Genomic DNA, 21138 nt, shown 5'->3' on the forward strand with positions numbered 1-21138 from the left:
AGGTCTTCCCTACGAACTCAGTTGGACAACTGCGCCATTGGGCGTGATGGTGGCCTGGAAGCGCTTCCCGGTGGTCGGATTGAAGACCGTGATGCTGTCGCCGATGCGTCCCGCCTGCTCAGCGGTCGCGTCCAGCGTGACATCGACGGCGCCCGCATGGACATCGACGGAAATCGTCTGGCCTGCCTGCACCACGATCGGCTGCTGAACCACGGTATTGGTGAGGATGGCGCCGCGCGGCAGCGATAGAATAGCCGTCGCCCCTGCGACATCTTCCGGGTGGTAGTAGATCTGCCGCCCCGCATAGAGGGAGAGCGGCTCCTCCTGCAGCATTAGGTCATCCGAGGTGATGACGCGGCCGCCGGGAATGGTGCGCGCTGCGACCACGATCGCCATGCGGCTATCGACCGTGACGCTGACATAAAGGGTCCAACGGGGCTGCGGGCATTGCACAGCCGCCTGCAGATAGGGTTCCAGCCCGCTGACGGTGACACTGAGCGGGCCACGGCAGGCGGGCATGTACTGCGCGCCCGCGACCGAGCCGAGGGTGATGGCGGCATTGGCCGGCGCGGTGGCGGCGACCGCCTGCTGCACGGCCGTGGTGATGGTCGCGGGGGCCTCCCGCCCGGCGGCCGGAGCAGCCTGGGGAGATGCGCCCGCAATCAGAAGCAAGATGGCCGCTGCCGCTGCCACGCGGATGCCGTCCCGGCCCTGCTTTCTGCGGGCAGCTCTCATTCCGCCGCCTGCCGCGTGTGACTGCTGGGACGTGCCACGATCGACCAGGGCGGCGCGGCCTCTTCCACAGCGGGGAGGGCGAGAGCAGCCTTCCGGGTCTCCGCGCCCTGGGCGAGGGTGGCGTGAAAATCCTGCAAGGCGAGGCGGATCGCGCGCTGCCAGGCAGAGAGGCGGTTCGGCAGGGCCAGGACCGGCAGTTCGGCGGGGTGGTCGAGCCGCTCGTCCAGCAGCAGATGACATCCGGTGGCACCGGCGAGCAGGCTCACATAACAATCGGCTGCCGCGTCATTGTCCCGGTCCACCGGCCGCACCAGAATATGCGGCGCGACGGTGGTCATTTCCCGGGCCCAATCGGCTTCGGTGGCGGGGGCGCGCAGGCGGGTCGCATGGGCCGGATAAGAGGCGCCAGGCCTTTCGATCACGATCCAAACCGCCTCCTGGGCGGTCTCCGTCATCAAATCGGCGATCCAGTCAGGCGCTATGCCCTCATCCAACCACAGAATGCGCGGCCGGCTGTTAATGCCGCTGCCGACCGCATGGTCTTGCCAGATGGGGCGGGACAGGGCCGGCCGCGCCAGCGTCACGCTGTGCCCGGGCGGGAGCAGCTTGCGCATCTGCGCGACAATGGCTGGCGAGGTGGCGTAAAGCGCTGCGGCGGCCTCCAGAACCGGCTTGGCCGCGCTCTTTGGCAGGCGGGTGAAGATAGCGGTGTAAGGCGGCGTCTGCCCGATCTCATTGCTGCCCGGATTGATGCGCAGCCAGCGGGCCGGCGCGCGGCGGCCGATTTCGCCGGGCATGACAATATCGGCCGTCCAGGATGCTTCGATGGCGCCAACGCCGCGGAGCGCCCGTGCCATATTGAAGACGGCGGCCCCGGTTTCACTCGGCCCGCTGAGCAGAAGGCTATGGGGATCGCGTGGCATGGAGCGGACGAGGCCGGGGCGCTGCTCGGGGGCCAGCAGGTCGCCGTGCAAGGATAGGGCCGGATGGTGGAAGGGGTCTTCCCAAGGCATGGCACGGGCCACAGGGCTGCCAGCGCGAAACTTGCCCTCGAAATCCGCGCGAATGGTCGAGCCGGCGATGGCGAAGGAGACGTCAGGCGTCCAGACCAAAGCATGCCCGGCGGCCCGCAGCTGCGCGCCGAGGTCGATCCAGAGCGCATCCCCGGATAGGCTTGGCATGATGCAGGCGGCGAGTACGGCGCTGCGCAGGAGCAGGGCCGGCGGGGCAAGGGCGCTGGCTTCCTGATCAACCACCAGCCAGCCGCCCGGCCCCGGGTCATCGGCCAGATGGCCGGCGCCCATGCGGGTATCAGCGCCGATGACGATCGGCCCCTGGACGGTGAAGCGGTTGCGATCCCCCAGCAGCGGTGCGAGGCAGCGGGCCCCGACCAGGGCCACCCGCGGATCGGCGAGGCGGCTGCGCAGCTCATCGCGCCAGCCGGGGGTCATGGCCTGGCTGCGGGCATCCAGGATGGCGAGGTGAGGGGTCTGCACCGCTTCCATGGCCCGGCGCAGCCCGTCACCGGTGGTCTGGCCGGGCTCGGGCACGATCGCCAGAACCTTATGCTCGAGCGCCGCCGCCTTGTCCGCGATTTGCTGGAAGAAGGCGACAGTCTGGGGCGGCATCTCGCCGCCGACCAGAATGATCGGCCCGGTCAGAATGGTTGTCATCAGGTAGTCGCGCAGCCAAAGGTCGATCGCCGCGACCTCGGTGTGATCGCAGAGCAGAATTGTGGTCGTGCCCGGATCGGCCAGAGTCCGCTGGTGGCGATAGAGGCCCTGGAACTGCCGCGCCTGCACCACCCCGTCCAACCCGCTGCGCATCAGACTGGCGCTGATGGCCGCCTCGGCCCGCGCCATGAAGAGGGTGGAGGGAATATTGTCCCGCCGGCTCAGGGGGCTGCGCGTGAAAAGCGCTTCCGGCAGGCGCACCACCCGCGCTCCCGCCTCGCTCAGCCGGAGATGGACGTCATATTCCTCCGCGCCGGCAAAATCCGCATCGAAGCCCCCAATGCGCGCAAGGGCCTGGGTGTTGTACCAGACCCAGTCACCGACGAAGGGCGTTTGGCGTAGCCGCGTCGGCTCCCAGGCGGGCTTGTGGCGAATCCAGGGGCCGATATCGCGCAGCACGATCTCGTCGCAATAAATCATGTCAGCGGCGCTATGCTTTGCCTCGATGGCGAAGCGCAGGCAGGCATCCGGCGACAGAACATCGCCGGCATTCATGACTGCGACATAGTCGAAGCTCGGGTCCGTATCGTTGACCAGAGCGCACAAAGCAGCGGTGAGCGCGCCTGTTTCCTCCGCAACGCGCATCACTTCTATATCCGGCAGGTCGACATGCTCGCTGGTGAGGACGCGGATCTGCGCCGGCGCATGCCACTGCTGCCGCAAGGATTGTAGGGATTCGGTAATGGCGTGGGCGCGGGCGGAGGGCACCGCGATGATGACGCAAAGGCGCGGCAGATCGCCCGATTCGGTCGCGAGCGCTTCCAGACGGCGCCGGCCGCCCGGATCAAGCCGCTCGGCCGGGCGCAGACCTGCGGCCGAGCCGCTCGGCGCCTGCACGGGGCCGTTTTGCTGCTGATGCGTGACCCCAGGCAGGGGAGCGCCTTTGCTCTCCGCCAGTTCGACCACGAAATCCACCATTTCGGCGCAGGATTTGGAGAAGGAATCCCAGGTCGTGGCCGAGGAATCCTCGTCCTGCAGGGCGGTCCACATGCGGTCGACCAGACCATGCAGGGGTGTCAGCAGATTCTCCTGCTCTACCGGCTTGCTGCGATCGAGCTGCGTGGTGAGAAAATCGAGCACCTCCTGCCGGCCGTTCGGCCGCCGCCCGATTAAGGCGAGGTCGAGATCGCTTTCGAGTTTGGCGACAAGGCTGAGCGGGTTCTTGAGCAGATGCTGATAGTTGAGCCAGGCGCGCGGCAGTTTGCGAGTATTGGCTTCGGCAGAGGTCAGATAGGAGGCCCAGAGCAGCAAGGCATGGGCGCGGGATAGGCCATTTTTCTTCTGCTGGCTTGCCGCGACCGTCCAAGGGTCGCGGCTGATATGGATCGCTTTAACCTGATGGCCGATTTCGCGCGCGACCCGTTCATAGAGGGGCAGAAGACGGCACAGATGGGGATGCTTGATCGCCCAGATTTCTTCCTGGCCGAAACGGCGGCGAATGATTTCCGACAGCCGCGAGAGGAAGCCTGCCATATCGGCTCGCTCGTTCCAGCCTGTCTCAAGGCTGCGCAGATCAGTCCATTGCATGCCGAGCCGGTTCAGCAGGTCGACGTCGAATTCGATAAGTTCAGGTATTTCAAAAAAACCGCGCGGATTATGCTCATTGGCATCAGCGTCATTGTGAATGGTGACGCCCAGTTTTTGCAGCGTGCCGGACAGCGCCGAGGTGCCGCTGCGATAATAGCCTGCAATGAAAAGCGCGTCTGACACCGATCATCCTCAAAGATACTGGAAAAGACTCAAATTCTGCACCGCCGCAAAGGATTTTCCGGCGGCGGTGACGGCGGTGATGGCCTCGTTCAGCTGGGTCATGGCTGTGGGCATGTTCACGCCGACGGTATTCTGCACCGTCAGCTGCAATTGCGTCGACTGATTGCTGTTATTGCTGCCGGCGCTGTTGACCGCTTGCAGCGTGACCCCGTTCTGGGCCTGTGCCGTCAGCAAGGATTGCTGATATTGCGCAAGGGTGGAAAGCGCATCGTTAAGCGCCTGTGTGGATTGCGCCTTAGCGGCCGGGGTGGCCGTGGCCGTGGAAAGGGTTGACGCAATATTCTGAAGAAGATCAAAGGAGGTCTGCGGACGGCTGGGCGCGATGGTAAAACTGTCACCCGCTGCCGGCGCTCCGTTGAGCTGGAAATTCTGCCCCGCGAGCTGAATGGTGCTGCCCGAGGATGTGCTGCCTGTCGCGATCGTATTGCCGCCCTGCGTCGCCGTATAGGTCAGATTGGGCGGGGTGCCGGAAAAGCTGAGCGTAATCGGGGACGTGCCGGCCTGGAAGCTGGCTGCAGCCGCGGATTGCACGATGCCTTCCGATAGGAGCGTGCCCGTGCCGGTATTGGCGCTATTGGCGGAAAGGGTGCTGTAGCCGTTGCCGGCCAGCGCATTGACGAAAACCTCCCCATTGGCGAGTGTATTGGCGGTGGTATCGGGCGTGATGGCGGCCTGGCCCTGCCCACCATCGCCGAGATAGACCACCGAACCGCTGGAACTGGTCTGAAACGGTGTCAGCGTGCTGCGCGATCCGCCGAAGAGATAGGTTCCGTCCGGTGCGGTCGAATTGGCAAGTCCCAGAAGCTGCTGCCCGGCTGACGTGACTTGCTGCGACAGCGCCTGCAGATCCTGCGCGCTGGTGCTGCCGTTCAAGGCTTGTTCGACGATCGACTGCACATTGTCATAGAGGGTCGACACGGCGGAATAGCTGTTGCTGACCGAGTTGAGCTTGGTCTGGATGCTCGCCTGCGTCGCGTTGTCAGTCGTCAGCGCGCTGATCTGATTATTGGCGATCGTTGCAACTTCAAAGGCGCCGGGATTTTGATTGGCGCTCTGCACGGAATAGCCGCTCGCGATCTGCTGTTCCAGCGTATTGACCGAGGTTTCCTGCTGCGTGTAGTTGGCGAGGAAATTCGTGTATAGCGATGCGCTCATGATGCAGGTCTCTCATTGAGTTCGGCCGGGACAGGCTTTCGCCCTTTCTTCGTGCGCGGAGGCAAAGCTTTTCCCGGCAGATGACGGCCATTACGGCTTGCGCACTTTCATGGCCAAGGCCTGCGCCCTTTCCCGCCGCAAGTCTGCCAGGCGCTCCTCGGCCAGGCTGTTGCCCCGCTGCACCTCGTCCAGGCGGTGTTGGCGGTCCTTGAGCCGCACGACGGTGATCCTGGCCATCTCCATCGCCTGCACGGCCTGATGCTCCATCTGATCGATCTGGGTGTCCGCCGCCATGGAGGCGGACACGAAATCGACCGCACGCCGGGCTGCCGCAGCCTCAATCACCTCGCCGCCACGCCAGCTTTGCTGCAGCTTGTCCCGATACTCCGCCAATAGCTGACGCTGCCTTGATGTTTGGTTAAGAACCTGGTTTTGCCGGCTTATGTCGTCGATGACTTTGAGCCGCTGGATTTCTGCGAGAAGGCTCAGTTTCGTAATGATCGGGGTCTTCATCGTGCTGCCTCCTCAAAAACCAAGTCCAGACTGTGTCCGCTCTGCGCAAAGCTCACGGCCTCATGCGCCGTTTGCCGGATGAGGGCTTCCATGGCCGGCCCACGGCGCAGCGCTTCATCGAGCAGGGGATCGCGTCCAGGCGCGTAGGCGCCGAGGTCGATGATGTCCTGCTTATCCTGCCGCCGTGCCCAGAGCATGCGGAAGCGCGTCGCCAGTTGAAGATGGGCGGGTGAGACCAAAGCCGGCATGGGCCGCGACAGCGAGGCCGCGACGTCGATCGGCGGATAGATCCCGGCTTCCGAGAGGCTGCGCGACAGCAGGATATGGCCGTCCAGGACGGAGCGGGCGGTATCGGCCACCGGATCGCCGAGATGGTCGTCACCCTCGACCAGAACCGTATAGATCGCGGTGATCGACCCCTCCCCCTCATGGCCATTGCCGGCGCGCTCGACGAAGGCTGCGAGGGCGCCGAACACCGAGGGGGGATAGCCCTTGGTGGCCGGCGGTTCGCCGACCGAAAGACCGATTTCCCTGAGCGCCATGGCGAGCCGCGTCAGGGAGTCGATGACCAGCAGGACATGGCGTCCCCGGGCGCGAAAATATTCCGCCGCCGCCGCCGCCCGATAGGCGCCGTGCAGCCGGCCGAGAGCGGTGTCGTCGGCGGCGGCGGCGACGACGACGCTGCGGTGGCGGGCGGCGCCGAGATGGTCTTCGACGAATTCGCGGATCTCCCGCCCGCGTTCGCCGATCATGCCGACCACCACGACCTCCGCCGCGGCATGCTGGGCCATCATGCCGAGCAGCGTCGTCTTGCCGACGCCGCTGCCCGCGAACAGTCCCATGCGCATGCCGCGCCCAAGCGTCGCGAGCGCATTGATGGCGCAGACGCCGACATCGAAGGGCGTGCCGATGCGCTGACGGGTCATCGGATTGACGGGGATGCCGAGGAGCGGCCAGGGGTAGCTGACATCGGGCTGGGGCCGCCCGTCCAGCGCCTTGCCGCGCGCGTCGATCACCCGCCCCAGCAGCCCGTCACCGACCAGAGGCGAGGGCGACTGGCTTTCCACATAGACCCGTGCCCCCCGCACGATGCCGCGCATGCCCTGTTCGGGCATGATGAGGAGCGAGCCGGCATCGAAACCCACGACCTCGGCCGAACGATGCTCATGTTCTTCCGTTTCAATCAGGCAGCGCGAACCGATGGGGGCGCGGATGCCGCTGGCATGCAGGATCTCCCCGCTCGACCGCACGATGCGGCCGATGCGGCAAACCGGATCGCGCGCGAGCGCGTGGCGCAGCCGCTCCTCCGCCTCCTTGCGGATGCGCTCGACCGCGATCATGCCGCATCCTCGATGGCCATGAGCGGGGCGGCATGGGCCATCGCCGCCCTGATGGTGGCGATGCGGGTCTCCAGCATCGCGTCCCAGGCGATCCTGTCGAAGGGATCGCCGCCTTCCGCCAGCACTTCGATCATCGTGCCGCCGCGGGCAATGCCAGAATCCGCGAGGAGATGCACATCGGCGATGGCGATCTTGGGCGCCAGCAGAAGATGATCGTCAGGATGCAGGCGGACGATGATGCTCTGCCCTGTCTTGCGCCCCTCGACCGCTTCGATCAGCAGCTTGCGGACGAGAGACTCGATACTGTCCGCCCGCAGGCTCACCTCCGCACCGAGAATATGCTCGGCCAGCGACATGGCGAGATCGGTGATCAAGCGCGCCAGTTCCGCTTCCTTGCGCGCAAGCGGCCCCATGAGCTGCGCGGTTGCGGCCTGCAAGGCGGCGAGTGCGGCGTCAGTCGCCTGCTGCTGCTGCGCCAGAATATGCTCAGTCGCCTTGCGCGCCTGCATCTCGCCCAGGCTGCGGCCCTCGGCCTCCGCCGTGAGACGAAGCCGCGCGATGCCGTCCGCGATAGCCGCGGCGATCCGACTGTCTTCCTCCGCGCGATCTGTGTGGGGCAGAGCGGCCATCGTATCGGGCACAGGGGCCGCGGCTATGATGACGAAGCTCATAACCCATCCTCGGGTGGCGGATGGGGGGAGATGCCCTGCAGCGCCAGATTGACTGCAAGCTTGACCAGGGGTTCGAGGATGGCGAAGGCCGCCCGGATCACAAACACGACGGTCAGCATTTTCAAGCACCAAACAAGCAAGGACGAGCTGTCCAATTGCTCCGGCTGATGTGCGGCCGCCCAGAGCACGGCAATCGCGATCACGACCCAATTGCGTCGGAACAGGACGCCGGCCTTGGTTTTGCTCGTTTTGCTCGTTTTGCTGGTTTTGACAGGGGGCTTTGCCATGGCATCAAGGTCCTGAAGGTGACTTTACATCCGGTGCGCGAATGACGATGACGACGCGCCGGTTCTTTGCGCGGCCCTCCTGGGTCGTATTGTCAGCAATGGGGACGAATTCGGCGAAGCCCTGTGCCGTCAGGCGGCTGCCGTCGAGCCCATTATCGGCGAAAAGTTCGACGACACTGACGGCCCTTTCGGCAGAGAGCGACCAGTTGGAGGGAAATTGCGCCGTCTTGATTGGCTGGTTGTCTGTATAGCCCTGCAATTGGATGGTGAAAGGCGCCGGCAGGCTTTTAAGACTGCCGGCGACGTCCGCCAGAAGCGCCTTTGCCGTCGGCAGAAGATCGGCTTTCCCAGAGTCAAAGAGAACCGCGGCATCCAGGCTGATGGTCAGCGTCAGCGGCGAGGCGTTGATCGAGACCTGGTGACCGGCCGTCAAAGGACTGAGCAGCGTTTCCAACTGATCTTTGACATGTTCGAGGGCGAGCGATTCTTCGGCGAGCTGCTGGGAGACGGCTTGGCTCAGGCTGGGATGCGGGATGGGCGTCGGGATCGCCCGGGTTGGCGGGGCAGGCTGGGCTGGTTGCGGCGAGACGAGCGTTTCATGCGGATGCGGTGGCAGGGTTGTTTTGACCGGGGCTGTCTGATGCGCCCGGATCGGTTCCCGCGGCACGCGGGGGGCGGGATGCTCCGTCGGGCGGGGAATGGGCGATGGCTGATGGTTCAACACGCCCTGGGTGGCGCCGAGCAATTTCGCCGTCGTCGGGCTGACGCCGTGGAAGGCGGCCATCATACCCTTGACCTCTTCCTCCATTTTGGCCCGGTTTCGTACTGACGAGGCAAAGAGCACGACAAATAGCGCAAACAGCAAGGTCATGAAATCAGCATAGCTGATGACCCAACGCTCATGATTGACGTGCTTCTTGGGGGCTTCGTCCTCCGTGTGTCCGCCGCTGCTCATGCTGCCTGCCCCGCCGCCGCACCGACCTTGTCATCGGCCGGCGCGTCCTTGCTGCTTTTTTTGCCCGATGGCTCAGGCACGAAACTTTGCAGGTTCTGCCGGATGAGCGTGCCGGACTTGCCCTCGGCCAGCAGCATGAAGCCCTGAATGACGATTTGGCGCTCGCGCTTGCGTGCATCGGCGAAGGCGCCCAGCCGGGCCCCGAGCGGCAGGAACATCATATTCGCACAGCCGACACCGTAGACGGTCGCGATGAACGCCGTGGCAATGCCGCTACCCAGCTCGCTCGGATGGTCCAGGCGCGTCATGACATGGATCAGGCCGAGCACCGCGCCAAGCACGCCGATGGTGGGCGAATAGCCCCCGGCGGCCTCAAAAAATTCAGACGACATCATGTCCTTGCGGAACTCATTGTCTGACAGGATCTTGAGGATGGCGTAGAGATCTTCCTGCGACGTATTGTCGATGATCATCTGCAGCCCCTTCCTCTGAAACGGGTCTTTGGCATTGCCCAGGACGGTTTCCAGCGCGAGAGATCCCTGGGAGCGCGCCAGGTTCGACCAATCGGCAATTTCGGCAATGAAGGCGGCGATGTCGGTCTTGGGCGGCTTGAGCAGGGTCAGCACGGCTTTGAAGGAGACGGCGGCACGGCCTAGTCCGAACTGCGTGACCACGGCCCCGAAGGTGCCACCCAGCACGATCATGGCCGCAGACAGACCGAGAAGTTCGCTTGGTCTGTCGCCATCCATCATGACGCTGCCCAGGATGAGGCCGACCGAAATGAGCAGTCCGAGAAGAATGGACATCAGGCGGTTGCCCCATTGATAAGGACGGTCAGGCGCATGGCCAAGAATGCCAGAGCACGCTTGCGAATGCGTGAAGCGTAGCCTTCGCTGATGTTAAGAATGGCGGCCACTTCGCGATTGTTCATCTCCTCGAAATAGTGAAGCGCCAGGACGCGGTAATCGAGCGGCGGCAGCGCCTGCAGCGCTTCGGCTAAAAATTTCTTGCTGTCGGCGCGCGCGAGCAGCAGGAAGGGGTCGTCGGGCGTCTGCCCATTGCGATAGGTGCTGGCATCGATCGCATCGGTATCGATATGCGCCTCGCCACGCTGCAACGCGCCTTCCCGCCGCAGCCCGTCGATCATGGCGCCGCGGATACGACGGCTGCAAAAGGCCTGGAAGTCGATGCCGCGCGTCGTATCGAACCGCTGCAAAGCTTCCAGCATGCCGATGGCACCGAGCTGAAGCAGCTCATCCAGATCGGCCCAGGGCATGCGCGCCTTGAGCAGCAAGGCCGTGCGCTTGATCCAGTTGCCGTAGAGCTTTTGCAGCTCCTCGGCGTTCGGGGCCGGGGCGTGATGTTCAGACATCGCTTTTCCCCGGCGTTGCGGTATAGATCACTTGCAGCGGCATGGAGTCCGGGATTTCATCCAGAGCGAGGACAGGAATGATGGCGCTGACGGTTTTGGCGACCGCACGGCGCAGCGCCGCCTGGATGACAATCACCGGCTTTCGTCCCCGTCCGCTCAGCGCCGTGACGGCGTTGCGGGCGGCCTCCCGCAGATGCAAGGCGGTATCGGTCTCGATGTCGAGCCCGATACCAGCCTCGCGCGAGGCACGCAGGCTTTTGCTGACGAGTTCTTCCAGGGACGGCTGCAAGACCGCCACCCGCAAGGTCAGGTCATTGCCCAGAAACGGCGTGACCAGATAGCGCCCGAGCCGGCAGCGGACCGCCACCAGCAGCGTTTCCGCGTCCTTGCTATTGCCGGTCGATGCATCGACCATCGCTTCGGCAATACGTTCAAAATCGCGAATGGAGACGTCTTCGGCCAGGAGCGCCTGCAGCACCTGGCGGATCAGTCCGATGGCCAAATTGGTGCGCAGATCTTCTGCCAGACGGGGCGCCGTCTCCCCCAGTTTGGCAATCAATGTTTCGACCTGGCCGCGACCGAGCAGCTCGGCGCCGTAGCGTTTCAGGACCTCGGCGAAATGCGTGGCGATGGCGCTGGGCGCGTCCACCACCGTATAGCCCTTTTCCTCAGCATCCGGGATGCTGTCCTGGCCGATCCAGATGGCAGCCTGGCCGAAGGCCGCGTCACGAATGGCCCGTCCGGTGGTGATCTTGTCCGTGACCATCGGGCCTTCGATCGCCAGCCATTGCCCCGGCCAGGCTTCACCATGGCCGACCGTGGCACCGCGCAGTGTGAAGCGGTAGCCATGCGGGGTCAATTCGCTGCTGTCACGAATATGCACCGCCGGCACCAGAAAGCCCATGCTCCGTCCATAGCGCTGTCGTACGGCCGTGAGCCGGTGCAGCAGCTTGCCTTCCCCTTGCGCCACCAGAGGCGTCAGCGCATAGCCGATGCTCATGCCCACGGGATCAACGCCGGTGACATCGCCGACTGTATCGATCTTGGGTTCGGCCCCCGCACCGGGACCGGTGAGCTGCGCTGCCGGACCGGCCGCCGCCACGCGCTCGGCCTGCATGAGCCGCCATGAGATGGTGGCGAGTGCGGCCGCAATCAGCAGGAAGGGGAGGTGCGCCATGCCGGGCATGAGGCCGATCGCCGCCATGATGGCGCTGGCGATGGCCAGGGCCTGCGGATAGCGGCCAATCTGTGTGCGGATCTGCTGGCCGAGATCCTCGCTCGAGGCGACGCGGGTCACGACAAGGCCGGCGGCGATTGAAATTGTCAGCGACGGAATCTGCGCTGCAAGACCATCGCCCACCGTCAGCAATGTATAGGTGCGGGCGGCATCCGCCAGCGGCAGACCGGCCTGCAAAGTACCGATGATGAGTCCACCCACCATGTTGATGGCGAGGATGATCATGGCGGCGACGACATCGCCGCGGACGAATTTGGAAGCGCCGTCCATGGCCCCGAAGAAATCGGCCTCACGGCGCAAATGTTCGCGCCGCTTCTCGGCCGCCTGGGGCGTCAGCATGCCGGCATTGATCTCGGCATCGATCGCGAGCTGGCGGCCCGGCAGGCTGTCCAGCATGAAGCGGGCACTGACCTCGGCCACGCGGCTGGCGCCGCGCGTGACGACGACGAAGTTGATGATGATCAGAATGAAGAAGACGATGCCGCCGACAACGTAATTGCCCCCGACGACGAATTGTCCGAAGGCCTCGATCACGCGCCCGGCCGCACCGGGACCGGTCGCGCCATTGAGCAGAATGGCGCGTGCGGTCGCGACATTCAGGGCGAGCCGCATCAGCGTCGTCGCCAGCAGAACCGAGGGGAAGGCCGAAAAATCGGCGGGCGAGGCGATATAGAGACTGGCCGCCAGAATGACGAGACCGGCCGAAATATTGAGCGCGAAAAGGAAGGAGATCGCGGCCGGCGGCAAGGGCACGACAAGCATCGCAAGCACGAGCAGGATGACGATCGGGCCCGAGAGTTCGGCCAGAGAGATGCGGCGCAGGGTCCGTGGGGCGGCCGTGTCACTCATGGATGATACCGGGAATCGCGTTCAGCAGATGGCCGGCATAGTCGTCCACGCCCGCCATCATGAAATTGCCAGCCAGCGTCGTCAGCACGGCCAGGCCGATGATCTTGACGATGAAGGGCAGGGCGGAGTCCCGCAGCTGGGTGGCGGTCTGGAAGAGACCCGTGACAATGCCGAGCACCAGCATGAGCAGGATGGCGGGCCCGGCCAGCTGCGCCAGGGCGATCCAGCCGCCAATATGGACACTGGCGGCTTTCATGGCTGCGGATCGGCCACATCGTCATTCTCTTCGACCAGCGCGACGACGCGCACGCCGTAGCGCTCCTGCGCCACGGAGACGACCTCGCCGGAGGCGAGCTTCTGGCCATTGGCAAAAATGCCCAAAGCCTCGCCGATGATCTTGTCGAGACTGATGATCTGTCCCTTGCGGAGATTTTTCAGCTCCTTCACAGACACCGTGGTGCGTCCGAGTTCGACCGTCAGGACGATGGGCAATCTTTCGACGAGCGGCTGGCTGGGGATCGCCAGGGTGTCGCTGACCACGGGCCCGAGATGCTCAAGTTCCACGCGTTCACCGGCCGGCGGTTCAGGCATTGGCGCCATCACGTCCATCCTTTGGCGGGCGGCTGGTTAAGCAATGGCGCGTGCTCCCTGGCCGTCGATCATCATCGCAGCTGTGGGCCCTGCCTCAGGCTCGGCGCGCTGGGCGCCCGCAGTCTGCCTTTGCCCGGAAAAGCCGCCATTGCCACCGCCCGCCGCCTGTCCGCTGCCGCCGCCGATCTGCGTCTGGCCGAGCGTCAAACCCGCCGTTGCCATCGCGTGTCTGAGACCGTCCATGCCGCTGCCCAGCAATTGCGCCGTTTGTGACGTGCTCGGCACGAAAACCAGGTTAACGGAGGCATCAGCGGCATAGGCGACATGGATGGAGAGCGTTCCGAGATCGGGCGGCGCGAGGCGCAATACCGTGCTGGAATGCCCGCTGCCCGTCATCGCGACGACAGTGGCCGCGAGTGCCGTGGGCGTTGCGGGCACCGCGCTATCGCTCAGGGCCGATCGCGATGCTGCCGTGGCCGCTGGCAGGCCGGCAGAGACGGTATTGGTGCCTGCACCGCTCGGCCCTGCGACATGGCCGAGCGGGGCGGCGCTGCCCAGGCCAAGACTGCCGGCGCTGGATGTCATGCCTGTGCTGGCAGCGCCGGATAGGCTTGCCGTGCCGGATGCATTTGTCCGGCGGTCGTCGCGGGGCTGGATCGCCACTGCGGCTGGACCAAGGGCGGCACCGGCAGGTCCCGCACCCTGATCATGGGAGCCTGTGGGCGTGCGTGGCGCCACTGCTGTCGCCCCCGTGACATCGGACAGTCCGCCGGCTTGCGGACCCGCCGCAGTTGCGGCGGCGGCGATCGCGCTGGGGGCGCCATGCGGCGGGGAGACCTGTGCGTTCGGCGTCGGCGCGCCCGCCGGAGAGACAGGGACCGAGGCTGGGGCGAGGGTGCTGCCAGGGGCCGCCGATGCGGTCGTCGGGGAAGCTGCCGGGGCATGGACAGGGCCAGGGATCGGTGCCGGAGCAGAGACTGCGACAGGCCGCGAGGCGACGGCCACCACGGGCGCGGACATGGGGGGCGCCTGCGGTGGCCGATCGGTCGTGCCGCCACTGCGCGCCAGGATTGTGCGGGTCACCGGATCGCGGTTGGTCTGGTCAGGGACGGTGGCCGGGGGCGTCCCCGCTACGGCCGACACGGCCGGGGCAATGGCGTCGATCGGGGCGGCCGACACCGGATCGCGCCCCTGCGGTAAGGCCGCCGCTGGCCCGGCTGAGCCGGCAGGGGCAGGCTGCATATCGGATGGCGCGATCGCGATCACTGGTGCGGTCGCGGGCTGTGCCTCGGTCGCTTTGACGGCCGGGTCAGCGCCGGGGACCGCCACGCCGGAGGGCGGCGGTGGGCTTGGCAGGATGGGTTGATCCATGACGGCCGCAGCGGCGCTTGCGACCTGGAGAACTGCTGCTGCCGACTTGTGCGGTTTAACCGTGTCCGGCTGACCGGTCTCTGCCCGGCCCACCGCGCGCGCGCGGCCGAGGCGTGAGGCGGTCTCGGCATGTCCTGTTGCGGCTGTCGTGGCCGGGAGACTGGTGCCGGCAAGGCTTGCCGCAGTGGCAGCGGTCGCGGCATCGGCGGCGGCTGTAAGGGCTTGCGGCGGCGCGGGCAGGGGTGGCGCGGGCAGGGGTGGCGCGGGAGCGGCCGTGGCTGTCGTCGCCTCCCGGCTTTGCTGTGGCGCGTTTGGCGCGGATGGCGCGGATGTGCCGGCCGCCGCCGCCGCCGCCGATCCCGGCCCTTGGCCCGGGTTGCCGGCGGCCACAGGATCTGCAGCGTTCGTGGCCTGTGTCAGCGCATCATGCCAGGCGGACGGCGCTGCGGCACTCGCCTGTGAAGCCTGTGCGGTGGTCGGCAGGGACGGCAGGCCAGCGCTGGGGATCACCATCAGATCAGATCCTCGGACGCGTTGATGACGATCCGGCCCTCGTTGGACAGCTTGAGCGCGACGGCCACAATTTCCGACTGCGCCGCGAGCGCATCGGACCGACGCAGAGGCGGGCCATTGGCCAGTTCCTCCTTCAGCAGATCCACCATGCGGCTCGACATATTGGTGAAGAACTTCTCGCGCAGTGTTTCATCGACAGGGCGGAGCGCGATGACCAGTCTTTCGCTCGCCACTTCGCGCAGCAGGATCTGAATGGCGCGGTCGCTGAGCTTGATGAGATCGAGGAAGGTGAAGAGGTTGGCGCGGATCTTGTCCGCCGTCTCCGTATCGCGCTCGGCGATCGCCGTCATCACCCGCTCGGACAGGCCGCTTTGCAGTAGATTGAGGATATCGGCCGCCTGCCGCGGTCCACCCAGATTGGCCAGCTGCCGCCCAAGCCCGCCGCCGGCATTATTGGCAATGATCTCCCCCAGCATGTCGCGCAATTCGTTGACCGCACCGGGCGAGACCGTGTCGAGCAGGGTGTAGCGATAGAGCGCATCCGCAGCGAGCTGCTCGGGGAGATAGGACAGCATGGCAGCCCCGGTGTCATGCGGGATATGAGCCAGCAACAGCGCCAGGGTCTGAGGCCGCTCGTTGCCCATCTGCATCGCCAGCGTCTGCGCATCGATTTTCTGAAAGGGAGATTCGGAATCCGCGCGCGACAGCTGCTCGAGAATGGTGCGGGCCTGCGTTTCCCCCAAGGCCGATGTCAGCACGGCGGTCAGGAACTTCATGCCGTCTTCGCCGATATCGGCAATGCCGAAATCCTGCACGAAGGTCGCGATGATCCGCTCCCGAACATCGAAGGTGACTTTGGGCAGCGACGTCATGGCTAAAGAGATTTTGGTGATCGTCGGCTCATCCATGTGACGCAGGATATCGACGGCCAGCGGCTCACCTAGTTCGCGGAGAACGAGCGCCGCGCGCTCCGCCCCGCTGAGACTGCCGACGATGGCGGCGGCCTCACTCATTCTCTTCGACCCAGGTTTGCAGCAACCGTGCGACGGCCGGCACGTTCTTGGCGGCTTCTTCCCGCAGGGCGGTGTATTCGACCCGCGCAGCGAGCGAGGGCATGGGCGAGGTGGCCCCAGCGGCCGAGGCGGCGGCGGCGGCGGCCATTTCCGCAGGAATGGCGGTCAAGGTCAGGGGACGGCGCATGGGCGCCAGCGTGCCGATGCGCCGTCCCATCGGCAAAGCCAGGCCAAAGAGCAGGGCGACCGCACCCAGAACCTCCAGCAGGGCATGCGAGAGCGGACCGATCGCGGCCTGCAGCACCAGCGGCGGACCCAGCGCCGGGACACCGGCAAAGGGCGCCGTCATGACGGCGACGGTGACATTGGGATAGGAGAAAGCCCCCGTGACGGCATGCCGGATCTGCGTCAGATCAAGCGTCTTGACGGTTGCCTTGTCGAGCACCACCGAAACCGACAGGCCTTTAACCACCCAGTCCGGCGGGACGATGTCGCTCTCCCGCTGATCGGTCAAATAGATCTGTTTTGACGTGCTGCTGGTCTTCTGCGGTTGCGGCGGTGCCGCGGGCGTGGTGGACGTAGGCGTGGTAGCGGTGGCGCCGGCAGCCCCCGCGCCAGTCGCCGGCGCAGCCGGCGTGCCGGCGGCCGCCGCACCGGGCACGGGCGCTGGCGGCGTGGAGGCTGTGGTCGCGGCCGGCGGCTCATTCGACAGCGCGCCCGGAATACCAAAACCGGTACCGTTCAACCCGGTCTGAACTGTCTGGCTGGTATCGGCCCGGCTGACCATCTGGTTGGGACCATAGAGAATTTGATGCGTCGTCATCTGGGTGAAATCGATATCGGCAGACACTGCGACGCGGAAATGGCCATTGCCGACGATCGGCGCCAAAAGGCGGGAGACCTGCGCCGAGGCCAGGGCCTCCACCTGGTCGATGGTCGAAAACTGCGTCGCCTTATTGGCCTGATTGGCGCTGGCGGGATACACCCGCAGGCCCGCCGTGGTCGACACCGTCACCTGGCTGACCGCAAGACCGGGCACCGCGCCCGTGAGCAGATGCGCAATCGCGGGGGCCACCTGCTCCGCATCCGCCTCCTCGGCATCGATGATGACCGCCGCGCTGGGCTTCGGCTGATCGGCCAGGAACGGCGTATCCTTCGGCTGGGCGATATAGACCTGCGCCGCCCGCACGCCGCTGAGGCTTTCAATGGACTGCTGCAAGGATGCTTCCAGCGCCTGGGTTGCCATGGCATTCTGCGCCGCATCGGTGGTCGTCATGGGGGCGGATTCAAGACGGTCCCAGGCATTGGCGGCGCCATTGCCCGGCAGCTGCAGCGCGCCCAATTGCAAGCGTGCCGCGGCGAGCTGGTTCTCCGGCACCAGGATGAGATTGCCGGCGGCCTGAAGCTGATAGGGAATGCCAAGCTTTTGCAGCTGCGCGATGACCTTGCCGCCATCCACGGGAGACAGCCCATCATACAGGGCCACGAAAGGCGGCCCGCTCGACTCAAGATAAATGGCGCCCGCCAGCGCCAATGCGACGGCGACCGCGCCCAGCCAGGCGATCATTGGCAGCCTTGCGGCGAAGCCGCGCAGCGCCTCCAGAATGGCCCGCCAGTTCCGCATCAGAACTGCATGCTCATGACGGATTGATAGGCGGCGACGACCTCATTGCGCACCGCAACCGTCGCGTTCCAGGCGATTTGCGCACGATCGCTCGCGACCAGGGCGCGGCCCAGCGTCGCGCCCGGCGCGCCCACCGCGAAGCCGGATTCCGCCTGGGTCGCCTGATTTTGTGTCGTGCTGACGTTTTGCAGCGCCGTATCGATCAGATCCAGAAAGTGGCTGCCATTTGTCGCCGTCTGCGTGGTGGAGAGATCGGCTTGCCCGGCGCCCGTGACGGCCGAGACTGGAGGTACCCCATTTACCAGCATGTGCGTGATCCATTTAGCAAAGATAGATTCGCCTCAACTGCGCGAATTTATCATGACAAGTAATGATCGTTTCAGGGGACCAAATTGGAAAGCTTCAAGATATGCATTGGATGCTCTCATAGGACCCAAAACATAAATAAATGGTTTCCAATGAAAATTCATAATAATCTGGCGTCTTATTGTCGTTGCGTCATGCGATGGCATTGCGTAAAACAGTTGTGGTGATGGAAAGGTTAATAGAACCTGAATATTTGCAGCGTCTCAGTTTTTTTGATGCATTTATTTATACGATCGTTGCGTTGTCCCAGAAGTGAAAGTCGCGGAGATGCCGGTAGCCTTCACGCAGTATTATGGTGCCGTTCTGGATGCGGCCCAGGCCCGCAGCGATTTGATTGCCAATAACATCGCGAATGTCGATACGCCGGGATTCAAAGCCCGCGACATATCCTTTGCGGATACGATCAATACGCAGCTGGACAAGGCCCCGGGATCGCCGAGCTTCGATCGTCAGAACGATGCCGCTGCCCCGCTCTATCGCGCGGCATCCACCGTGACGCTCGATGGCAATGACGTGTCGCTGGACAGCGAGCGTCTGGAATCGGCGCAGACGGCGGAACGGATTCAGTCGGTCTCAACCTTTCTCCGTCAATCCACCACCGATCTGATCACGGCGTTGCGTCCAAATCCGAGCGGGATCTAGAATGGCAGATATTTTTTCCATCGTCGGCAGTGCGCTCAATGCGCAAAATGCCCGGCTAAGCGTCATCGCCTCGAACCTCGCGAATGCCAATTCCATCGCGGCCCCGGGCAATGCGCCCTATCGCGCCCATGAGGTGGTGTTCCAGGCCGGGCCGGTGGGCCAGTCAGACGCGTCTGTCGCCAGCAGCGATGCCGTGGCGACGGATGCCAGCGATCCGACAGCGGATCAGTCTTCGCTGGGCGTGACCGTCGTGGGCTCGGTTCTCAGCAACGCGCCGCCCGTTCAGACCTATAATCCGTCGAGCCCCTATGCCGACAGCAATGGCTATGTGACGGGCTCCAACGTGTCCCAGGTCGGGCAGATGGTCGACCTTATCAACGCCTCCAACAGCTATTCGGCCTCTCTCGCGGTCTTGCAGCAGGCAACGCGCATCGATCAACAGATGATCACGAGCTTTCAGGTGGGATGATGACCAATCTTGCTTTGTCCAATTCGGTGACGGCGACAGCGACGGCTGCGTCAACCACGGCCTCGTCCGGCGCCGCGACAAGTGGCACGGCCTCGTCCGCCTCGACCAGCACGATGAGCCAGGCCAATTTTTTGCAGCTTTTGATGGCGCAGCTGAAATACCAGTCGCCGACCTCGCCCGCGGACCCGACGCAGCTGGCCTCGGAATTCGCCCAGATCTCGACCGTGACCGGCATCAACCAGCTCAACGCGACGGTCAGCAGCATTCAGTCGGGACAGGCGGCATCGCAGCTTGCCCAGGCCTCTGCGCTTGTGGGCAAGCAGGTGACGGTGTCCGGTGACGCCCTGGTGCCGAATGCCGCCGGCAGCGCGACAGGCGCGTTTTCTCTCGCCGGCGCCGCCCAGAAGGCCGTGGTGACGGTGATCGGACCGAAGGGGACGGTCGCGGGCACGGAAAACCTGGGCGCTCTGCCTGCCGGGCAGCAGAGTTTCACCTGGTCCGGCGGTGAGGCGGGGCAGGACTATACCTATCAGGTCACGGCCACGGCCGCGGATGGCACGGCCGTCTCCGTCACGCCCTATACCGTCTACACGGTCAACGGCGTGACTGTCTCCGGCGGCACCCAGAGCTTCAATGTTCAGGGCCAGGCGGTCGCCATTCCCGTCTCCTCCATCCAATCCGTTTTGGGAGCTAGCGCATCATGAGCTTGGACACAGCCTATTCGGGCCTGACGGCAGCCCAGGCCGGCTTGGACGTCGTGTCCAACAATCTGGCCAATGCCAATACCACGGCGTTCAAAAGCCAGCTCGGTCTGTTTTCGGATGTCTTTCCGGTCAACCAGAAGGGCGTGCCGGGCATTGGCGTGCAATCCGCGGGCCTGGACACCAATTTCACGCAAGGCACGCAGGTGCAGACCGGCAATAGCCTGGACAGTGCGATACAGGGCAACGGATTTTTCGTTATCAATAATAACGGGTCCATCCAATATACCCGTGACGGTGCCTTCCAGCTGAATTCCTCCGGCGAGCTGGTGACGTCCAGCGGCGCCTCCGTGCAGGGTTATCCGGTCGATTCCTCATCCGGCACGCAAAGCGGCAGTCTGCAGGGGATTACCGTCAATACGGGTGCTTTGGCCGCCAATGCCTCGGCCAATATTGGCCTGACCGTCAATCTGAATTCGGCAGATGCCCAGTTTGCAGCGCCGGTGACGCCGGTGCCCGGCACGCCGTCGACCTATAATGAGACGACATCCGTCGTCGCCTATGACAGTCTGGGCAATGCCAATACCGTCAATCTGTATTTTCAGCAGGAGGCGCCGGCGACCGCGGGAGGTACGCCGACCTGGAATGTCTATGCCGAACCGGTGACCTCCGCCGGCACGGTCGTGAGCACGCCGTCACTGCTGACGAGTTTGAGTTTCAATGCAAGCGGGGCGCTTACGGCCGGCAGTCCGGCCACGCTGGCCGTGAACTGGGGCAATGGCTCGGCGGCGTCGTCAGTCGCGATGAACTTCACGGGGACGACGCTCGGCGCGCAGAGCTTCGCCATTGCCGGCACAACCAATGACGGCTATCCACCCGGCAACTACCTCAGCACTGCGATTTCCTCAAGCGGGGCCATTCAAGCGACCTACAGCAACAATCAGGTCAAATCCGTGGGCACGCTGGGTCTCGCCAATTTCATCAATCCGCAAGGGCTGCAGAATGTCACCGGCAATCTCTATGCGGTGACCAATACATCCGGCGATGCCGTCGTCAATACGCCGGGTTCCGGCCAGGCGGGGACGCTTCTGAGTGGCAATCTGGAACAGTCCAATGTCTCGACCTCCTCGGCTCTGGTCGATCTCATTCAATACCAGCAGGCCTATCAGGCCAATGCGACGGAGCTGCAGGCGGAGCAGCAGAACTTCACCAAACTGAGCCAGATCTGACC

21 protein-coding genes are annotated in these 21138 nt (G+C 64.6%); 4 read left to right on the forward strand and 17 right to left on the reverse strand.

Annotation, left to right across the window (positions count from 1 at the left end; all coding sequences use genetic code 11):
* Positions 1 to 9: 9 nt before the first annotated feature.
* The 17 genes from flgA to fliE all read right to left on the reverse strand — a co-directional run bounded on the left by flgA (position 10) and on the right by fliE (position 18037).
* Positions 10 to 735: a flagellar basal body P-ring formation chaperone FlgA gene (gene flgA / locus AC3G7M_RS06315; RefSeq protein ID WP_489214857.1), complete on the reverse strand. Its 726-nt coding sequence runs from the start codon at positions 733 to 735 to the stop codon at positions 10 to 12.
* A complete protein-coding gene (locus AC3G7M_RS06320) occupies positions 732 to 4178 on the reverse strand; it encodes a hypothetical protein (RefSeq protein WP_489214858.1) in 3447 nt (1148 codons plus the stop codon). Before AC3G7M_RS06320 ends, flgA begins: the two co-directional genes overlap by 4 nt.
* Positions 4179 to 4187: 9 nt before the next feature.
* A complete protein-coding gene (gene flgL / locus AC3G7M_RS06325; RefSeq protein WP_489214859.1) occupies positions 4188 to 5393 on the reverse strand; it encodes a flagellar hook-associated protein FlgL in 1206 nt (401 codons plus the stop codon).
* A gap of 90 nt (positions 5394 to 5483) precedes the next feature.
* On the reverse strand, positions 5484 to 5906 hold the full coding sequence (locus tag AC3G7M_RS06330; protein ID WP_489214860.1) for a hypothetical protein: 423 nt from the start codon (positions 5904 to 5906) through the stop codon (positions 5484 to 5486).
* Positions 5903 to 7246 carry a FliI/YscN family ATPase gene (locus AC3G7M_RS06335; protein ID WP_489214861.1) on the reverse strand — a complete coding sequence of 448 codons (1344 nt, stop codon included), beginning with the start codon at positions 7244 to 7246 and terminating at the stop codon, positions 5903 to 5905. The genes AC3G7M_RS06330 and AC3G7M_RS06335 overlap by 4 nt, the downstream gene beginning before the upstream one ends.
* Positions 7243 to 7917: a FliH/SctL family protein gene (locus AC3G7M_RS06340; protein ID WP_489214862.1), complete on the reverse strand. Its 675-nt coding sequence runs from the start codon at positions 7915 to 7917 to the stop codon at positions 7243 to 7245. Before AC3G7M_RS06340 ends, AC3G7M_RS06335 begins: the two co-directional genes overlap by 4 nt.
* The gene (locus tag AC3G7M_RS06345) at positions 7914 to 8204 is read right to left on the reverse strand and encodes a hypothetical protein (protein WP_489214863.1); all 291 of its coding nucleotides are present in this window, start codon (positions 8202 to 8204) and stop codon (positions 7914 to 7916) included. The genes AC3G7M_RS06340 and AC3G7M_RS06345 overlap by 4 nt, the downstream gene beginning before the upstream one ends.
* A gap of 4 nt (positions 8205 to 8208) precedes the next feature.
* Complete coding sequence (locus tag AC3G7M_RS06350; RefSeq protein WP_489214864.1) at positions 8209 to 9159, reverse strand: OmpA family protein; 951 nt, start codon at positions 9157 to 9159, stop codon at positions 8209 to 8211.
* Positions 9156 to 9965, reverse strand: coding sequence for a flagellar motor protein (locus tag AC3G7M_RS06355; RefSeq protein ID WP_489214865.1), 810 nt, complete (start codon positions 9963 to 9965; stop codon positions 9156 to 9158). Before AC3G7M_RS06355 ends, AC3G7M_RS06350 begins: the two co-directional genes overlap by 4 nt.
* Positions 9965 to 10531 carry a sigma-70 family RNA polymerase sigma factor gene (locus AC3G7M_RS06360; protein ID WP_489214866.1) on the reverse strand — a complete coding sequence of 189 codons (567 nt, stop codon included), beginning with the start codon at positions 10529 to 10531 and terminating at the stop codon, positions 9965 to 9967. The genes AC3G7M_RS06355 and AC3G7M_RS06360 overlap by 1 nt, the downstream gene beginning before the upstream one ends.
* On the reverse strand, positions 10524 to 12617 hold the full coding sequence (locus AC3G7M_RS06365) for a flagellar biosynthesis protein FlhA (RefSeq protein ID WP_489214867.1): 2094 nt from the start codon (positions 12615 to 12617) through the stop codon (positions 10524 to 10526). The genes AC3G7M_RS06360 and AC3G7M_RS06365 overlap by 8 nt, the downstream gene beginning before the upstream one ends.
* Positions 12610 to 12873, reverse strand: coding sequence for a flagellar biosynthetic protein FliQ (locus AC3G7M_RS06370; RefSeq protein ID WP_489214868.1), 264 nt, complete (start codon positions 12871 to 12873; stop codon positions 12610 to 12612). Before AC3G7M_RS06370 ends, AC3G7M_RS06365 begins: the two co-directional genes overlap by 8 nt.
* A complete protein-coding gene (locus AC3G7M_RS06375; protein WP_489214869.1) occupies positions 12870 to 13217 on the reverse strand; it encodes a FliM/FliN family flagellar motor switch protein in 348 nt (115 codons plus the stop codon). The genes AC3G7M_RS06370 and AC3G7M_RS06375 overlap by 4 nt, the downstream gene beginning before the upstream one ends.
* A gap of 27 nt (positions 13218 to 13244) precedes the next feature.
* On the reverse strand, positions 13245 to 15092 hold the full coding sequence (locus tag AC3G7M_RS06380) for a flagellar hook-length control protein FliK (protein WP_489214871.1): 1848 nt from the start codon (positions 15090 to 15092) through the stop codon (positions 13245 to 13247).
* Positions 15092 to 16105 (reverse strand): flagellar motor switch protein FliG, encoded by a 1014-nt coding sequence (fliG, locus tag AC3G7M_RS06385; protein WP_489214873.1) that lies wholly within the window; start codon positions 16103 to 16105, stop codon positions 15092 to 15094. The genes AC3G7M_RS06380 and fliG overlap by 1 nt, the downstream gene beginning before the upstream one ends.
* Positions 16098 to 17729, reverse strand: coding sequence for a flagellar M-ring protein FliF C-terminal domain-containing protein (locus tag AC3G7M_RS06390; RefSeq protein WP_489214875.1), 1632 nt, complete (start codon positions 17727 to 17729; stop codon positions 16098 to 16100). Before AC3G7M_RS06390 ends, fliG begins: the two co-directional genes overlap by 8 nt.
* Positions 17729 to 18037 (reverse strand): flagellar hook-basal body complex protein FliE, encoded by a 309-nt coding sequence (gene fliE, locus AC3G7M_RS06395; protein WP_489214877.1) that lies wholly within the window; start codon positions 18035 to 18037, stop codon positions 17729 to 17731. The genes AC3G7M_RS06390 and fliE overlap by 1 nt, the downstream gene beginning before the upstream one ends.
* A 325-nt stretch (positions 18038 to 18362) precedes the next feature.
* On the opposite strand from fliE, the gene flgB reads away from it, so the two are divergent.
* Genes flgB through AC3G7M_RS06415 form a run of 4 tightly spaced genes read left to right on the forward strand, consistent with a single transcriptional unit; the run spans position 18363 to position 21136 of the window.
* Entirely contained in the window at positions 18363 to 18737 is a 375-nt protein-coding gene (flgB, locus tag AC3G7M_RS06400) for a flagellar basal body rod protein FlgB (protein ID WP_489214879.1), read from the forward strand.
* A 1-nt stretch (position 18738) separates the two neighbouring features.
* The gene (gene flgC / locus AC3G7M_RS06405) at positions 18739 to 19206 is read left to right on the forward strand and encodes a flagellar basal body rod protein FlgC (protein ID WP_489214881.1); all 468 of its coding nucleotides are present in this window, start codon (positions 18739 to 18741) and stop codon (positions 19204 to 19206) included.
* Positions 19203 to 19910, forward strand: a complete 708-nt coding sequence (locus AC3G7M_RS06410; protein WP_489214883.1) for a flagellar hook assembly protein FlgD — start codon at positions 19203 to 19205, stop codon at positions 19908 to 19910. Before flgC ends, AC3G7M_RS06410 begins: the two co-directional genes overlap by 4 nt.
* Entirely contained in the window at positions 19907 to 21136 is a 1230-nt protein-coding gene (locus AC3G7M_RS06415; RefSeq protein WP_489214885.1) for a flagellar hook protein FlgE, read from the forward strand. Before AC3G7M_RS06410 ends, AC3G7M_RS06415 begins: the two co-directional genes overlap by 4 nt.
* Positions 21137 to 21138 lie beyond the last annotated feature (2 nt).

It is taken from the genome of Acidisoma sibiricum, assembly GCF_057837225.1.